The sequence below is a fragment of the Bradyrhizobium sp. UFLA05-125 genome (assembly GCF_059803515.1).
In genome coordinates, this window is the sequence record NZ_JBANBJ010000148.1 from 1 (window position 1) to 5,348 (window position 5,348).

A 5,348-nucleotide genomic window follows, 5' to 3' on the forward strand; every position below is an offset into this window, starting at 1 on the left:
TGCGTCTGGAGAGGGATCCCATCGACGTCAGCGTCGACAACGTTGCCGACCGAGTTGATCAAGCCGATATCGACACCGCGGCGCAGCAACTGCTCTTCCATTTTGGGTGCATGGAGGAGGTCAGGCCGCTTCAGGCGTGCTGCGAGTGCCCCCAGGATGGCGTAGCAACCCCAGTTCGAGCATGCGGCGGTGACGAGCACATCGGTACCCGTCACGGCTCCGATACCGGCGCCGCCTTCGGGCCGCGCGTCGCCGAAATTCACGTGGCGCCGCACAGCGTCAGCAACCACACCCATGCCGATCTCGTTGCCCCCGTCGCCCACGCAGACGCTCGGAATCCCACGCGCAAGCGCCTCGTCGAACAGATAGTCGATCCTTGCCCGCCCCATGCCGTAGTCGATGCCGCGCATCGAACAGTAGATGCCGTCGGCGTTACGGCCGACTCGCTCCGTTGAGAAAACCAGGGCTGGCTTCAGCTCGTCGAGCAAGGACGCGGAGGCGGCCTTCGCCTCTGCGTCAGTCACCGGAAAGGAGCGCGTGCTCGCGACGGCGAGGCTTCCATCGCCGCTCGCAATCCGCGCCTGATCGTAGGGCAACACCGAAAGGCCGGCGCTGGTCAGGATCTTGACGGTGCCGTCGAGCAAAGTCTCCTCCGCGAGGACGACGCAAGTCACGCGCTTGGATAACGCAAGAGCCCTCACGATCGCGGCGGCGCCGGCCGGACCGTCGTTCTCGCCGATGGTCGGCGATATCCAGGCACGCGAAACGGAGCCTGTGGTCATCAGCACGGTCGCACCCGCAGGAATCGCAGCGAGCGCCTCGGCAGCCGCGCCGCACAGGGAACCGCCTTGGCGCGTGCGCGCTGCCTCGTAAAGATGCTCGACACCTCGGCCGCCGAGATCGAGATTGACCAGCCGGTCGAGCCGGTCATCCATGCCTGCAAAGCTCGTGTTGACGGCGCTCATGCCTGATCTCCCAGAATGAGCCGCGAGATCGTGGTAACTTCGTCGATCCGCGCGGCCAGGTGATTGAGTGCAGCGTCGACGGCGGCGACGACCGCGTCCTGGCCTCCAACTCGCCCGATCGCATCGAGGGTCGGTTTCAGGCGCAGCGACACGCGTGCCCCGGGCTGGCCATGGGTGTTGACCGTGAGGATCCCAGCGTCGCGCAGGAGGACCATTCCGAGTGCGGAGGAGACCTCGCAGGGAGCCAGCCCGAAGTTTTCTGCGGAACGGCCAGCGCGCCGCAGGACAAGGGCGAGCACATCCTGCTCGTCGACCATCGGTCCGAGATCGCTGACGGCGACGATGTCGCGGCCGAGCTTCTCGGCCAAGGCGACCGCGAGCGCCTGTCCGGAGCGTGCTTCCTCGCGCAGATCCTCTGGCCGAAAACCTTGGAGGGATCGCATGGCGCCGGCGGCGATCGGCGCGCGGGCCTCCATCCCGAATTCAGCACCTTTCGCCGACGCAGCCGTGACGAGATTGGCGCGGCCGGCAAGCACGCCAGCGCGCGGTCCGGCGAGACCCGCCTTGTCGCAGTTGGTGATTGCGAGGTCGGCCCCGAGGGCAAGGCCGGGCTTGCCGCCGTGGAGCACGGGACGGAGCCGGGCGCCATAGGCATCGTCCACGAGCACGATGCCGCCGGCCGCGTGGGTGGCCTCGACGACGGCGGAGGTTACGGCATCATCGAGCAGCTCGAGAGCGCTTGTCACCGTGGTGACGACAACGAGCTGGGGCTTCGCCTTGGCCAGAGCTGCCCGCCAGTCGCGGTCGCCTCCGATTTCGATGAGCTCGACTCGCGCGATGGCGCAGCCTCGGATCACCGACGCGTGCGACCGTCCGCCAGGGGGGACTACGGAAACGACCCAACTGCCGCCAGCAAGAGCGGCGATGCTGGCAATGATGCCCGCGCTGGTGCGGTTGAATACGGCGACACCATCCTCGCTCTTACCTCCGAGGTGGGCAATCGCGACTTCGCGGAGATCATTGGCGAAGAGTCCCGGGCCGACCCATTCCTCGCACAGCGTTGCGAGATCCTCAGGTTTGAGCGGAAAGTCTCGCTGATTTCCGGTGAACACACCGATGGAATGCGGGCCGAGCTTGCGGACGCGATCAGCCGCCACGGCCTGCCCCTGACGAAGGCGGCGCGCTTCGTCGACACTGGATCGGATGATGGTGCCGCGCGCAAAACCGACGACCGGGTCGATAATATTGCCGAAACGATCTGTGGGCCTCGGGGACTGCGATTTCGACGCGGTGGCGGCTGTCATGAACTTCTCCTAGAACCAGCGTGACTTGGCGGCGCGGACAACCAGGAAGCCGAGGCGACAGGTGACGCGGGATGAAATCGGCATTCGTGTCAACGTTCGGCAAAAGCGTCTCGCCGCGCGAATACGCCAGGCGAGGCACTCTCGGTGCCTAGCGCCCGGGACAAGACCGATGAAGTCGGGTCCGACTGCGGGGTCATAGTTCGGCGTCACGGCTTCACCTCCCGAGACCGCAGACGCGACAATGAGGCGCGGCCAGGTTCGGTCATTGAGCTTGCGACGATGCTTTCGAGCAGGCTGACAAAGCCCCGATGACCGCTCTCAGAGACGCCATCGACGCGGGGTTCGGCACTTGCCGTCGCGCCATCACGAGCGCCCGCACCAATACAGGCTTTGATCAACTTCCCTTCGAGAGTATCGCCGTGAAGCAGGTCGGGACTGCCAAGGCCGACAGCGAGTCCGGCGCAAACGGCGTAGGCGCCCCAGTTCGAAATTGCCGCGCTGACGATCACGTCAGTCTCGGCCGTCGTGACCACGAAGCCGTTGGGATGGAACGCGGCAAGCTCCGTCCGCACGGAGCCGAAGCCTACCTCGTTTCCGCCGTCGCCAATCCCTATGGTCAAGCGCTTCGCTGTGCGGCCAGCCTGCGCGAGCAGATGGAGATGCGCCATTGTGCCGGCGGGGCGGCGATCGCCCCGGACACCGTGAAAATGGCCGTCCCGGTTGGGTCCGTCGAGTTCGACGAAGACAATCGCCGACGGTTGGCACCGCGCGAGCAGCGCTTCGACGGCTTTGGGTCCATGCGTGGGATGAGGCGGGATTGTCTCCACATTGATCGGCCTCGCCGTGGAGGATCCAACAAGCGCGGCGCAGGCTTCCACCGGCTTGGAATGTGCCTCTTCCGAGACGATCGTGACCTGGGCGCCAAGACCGAGGGCCATAGCCCGGGCAAGGACAGCGGCACCTGGCGGTCCGTCGGTCTCGCCCTGCGGCAGTTTAGGTGGAACGCCGGCGCCGGTCGCAACGATAACGTGGTCTCCGTAGGCGACGCGTGACATGAGAGTCCTGGCGGCCAACGTGGACAACGGCTCGCCATGATGGCGACGGCAGATCTCGTACATCGGCACGACGAGACCTGGTGGAAGCCCGCCCGAGAGGGGACGGGATTCGATCGTCATCAGACGATCGAACCGCTCGCCTGCCATGGCCAGAAGAGGGTCCGGACCCGCGGAGTCTTCGGTTAGGAGCATGGCCATGGCGACCTCTTCGCTTATCTCGCGGCTTACACCGTGACGGTCACGCTCTTGCGATAGGTGTAGCTTTCGAGAGCTCCCTCGATAGAGTATTCGGCGCCGATACCGCTCTGTTTGGCGCCGCCGTAGGACATGCCCGGGATCTGACCGCCGGCGCGGTTGATCTGAAGCCAACCCGCATCAATTCGCTCGGCAGCGCGCAGGGCGGTGGTGATGTCGTTCGTGAAGATGTAGGCAGCGAGACCGTAGTGGGTGTCGTTCGCCCAGCCGATCATCTCGTCCTCGTTCGTCCATGGGATCGCAACAAGGACAGGGCCGAAGACCTCCTCGCGCGCGACACGCCAGCCGTTATCGACGCCCGTCAACACGACAGGGCCCGGCATGAAGCCGTCCGTATCATTGGCAGGAGCCGGTACCTGGCCGATCTCGACTTTCGCGCCGCGATCCACGGCTTCGCGGATGAAGGCGCAGACCTCGCCGTACCGCTCAGCGTTGATGATCGCGCCGATGTCGGAGGTTTCGTCAAGCGCGTCGCCAACCTTCATGGCCTTCAGTTTCTCAACCACCTTTGCGACCACCGGCTTGAACACGTCCCGGTGGACGAAAAGCCTCGAGCCCGCGGTGCAGGACTGTCCCTGGCGTGCGAAACGCATGGCATTGATGACGTTCGTCGCGCAGGTGTCGAGTTGCTCGGGCGTCGCCGCGTCGGGATAGACGATGCAGGGGCTCTTACCGCCGAGTTCAAGGGTCACCTTCGCAATGCGGTCAGCGGCGGCACGCGCCACGAGCTTGCCGACCTCGACCGAGCCGGTGAACGAGATCTTCGAGACGTCGGGGTGGTTCGAAAGCGGCGCACCGGCCTCGATGCCCGTCCCAGTGACGACGTTGAAAACGCCGGCGGGGAAAAGGTCGGCTGCGAGCTCCGCGACCTTGATGACGGCGAGCGGCGCATCCTCGGCAGGCTTCAGTACCAGCGTGTTACCGGTGCCGAGCGCCATACCGATCTTCACGGCCGCGAGAACGAGGGGTGAATTCCAGGGGATGATCGCGCCGACGACGCCAAGCGGCTCCCGCGTCGTGTAGCTGAAGATCCCCGGACCGAGCGGCAACGTCTCGCCCTTCTGTTCGGAAACGACACCGCCGTAATAACGCAGGACCTCAGCGGTGCTCGCGACCTCGGGCCGGCTTTGCGTACGCAGCGCATTGCCGGTTTCGGCCGCGAGAACCTTGGCGATCTCTTCGGCATGCGCCGAGACGCGATTGCCGAGCTCCGTCAGGAGCGCCCCGCGGGCTCGGGCTGCCATGCGCCGCCAGGCAGGAAAGGCCTTCTTGGCCGCCGCGACGGCAGCGTCGACGTCCTGCTTGTCCGCGGCGCCGACCCGAGCAATGGTGTCACGCCGACAAGGGTTCTCGACTGCCATCGTGCGCTCTGAGACCGGCTTGACCCATTGGCCACCGATGAAGTTCCCGGCGAGCCCAGCGCGAGGCAGCGTCAGTTCGGAGTCGTAGCGGGAGGTAGCGAGTTGCGCGCTCATGAGATCTTTCCTTGGCCTTTGAAATTAAGCTGACGGCTGACGGAGATTGACCTTGAGCAGCCGCTCATAGACCTCCGAGACGCTCGTGGAATCCTTTCCGCCAAGACCTTCTGCGCGGGCAGTGTTGTAGATCTGGCGAACGAGCTGCCCGAGGTACATCGGCGAAGCCGTGAACTCGTCGAGCGCGAGCGAGATGTCCTTGTGCATCAGGTCGAGCGCGAAGAACGCGGGGCGCTCCTCAGTGAAGAGCGTCTTGCCCAGCCAATCGAGCATCTTGCTGCCGGCGAGGCCGCG

General features: G+C 65.3%; 5 protein-coding genes. All 5 read right to left on the reverse strand.

The genetic code is table 11. The features are described 5' to 3' along the window. Positions 1–965: glutamate cyclase domain-containing protein (locus SO156_RS45440; RefSeq protein ID WP_498539413.1), on the reverse strand; the 965-nt coding region annotated here is incomplete at its 3' end. Continuing rightward, complete coding sequence (locus SO156_RS45445) at positions 962–2,269, reverse strand: aminotransferase class I/II-fold pyridoxal phosphate-dependent enzyme (RefSeq protein WP_498539414.1); 1,308 nt, start codon at positions 2,267–2,269, stop codon at positions 962–964. The genes SO156_RS45445 and SO156_RS45440, both read right to left, overlap by 4 nt. Positions 2,270–2,475: 206 nt before the next feature. Next, the gene (locus tag SO156_RS45450) at positions 2,476–3,522 is read right to left on the reverse strand and encodes a glutamate cyclase domain-containing protein (protein WP_498539415.1); all 1,047 of its coding nucleotides are present in this window, start codon (positions 3,520–3,522) and stop codon (positions 2,476–2,478) included. Between the two features lie 26 nt (positions 3,523–3,548). Next, positions 3,549–5,054 (reverse strand): aldehyde dehydrogenase family protein, encoded by a 1,506-nt coding sequence (locus SO156_RS45455; RefSeq protein WP_498539416.1) that lies wholly within the window; start codon positions 5,052–5,054, stop codon positions 3,549–3,551. 24 nt (positions 5,055–5,078) lie between these two features. Further along, on the reverse strand, positions 5,079–5,348 hold a 270-nt coding region (locus SO156_RS45460), incomplete at its 5' end, for an NAD-binding protein (protein ID WP_498539417.1).

What these genes read in the sequence shown, in the direction of transcription:
- SO156_RS45450 (WP_498539415.1), bottom strand. Translation starts at nt 3,522, where the DNA reads ATGGCCATGCTCCTAACCGAAGACTCCGCGGGTCCGGACCCTCTTCTG.
- SO156_RS45445 (WP_498539414.1), bottom strand. Translation starts at nt 2,269, where the DNA reads ATGACAGCCGCCACCGCGTCGAAATCGCAGTCCCCGAGGCCCACAGAT.
- SO156_RS45455 (WP_498539416.1), bottom strand. Translation starts at nt 5,054, where the DNA reads ATGAGCGCGCAACTCGCTACCTCCCGCTACGACTCCGAACTGACGCTG.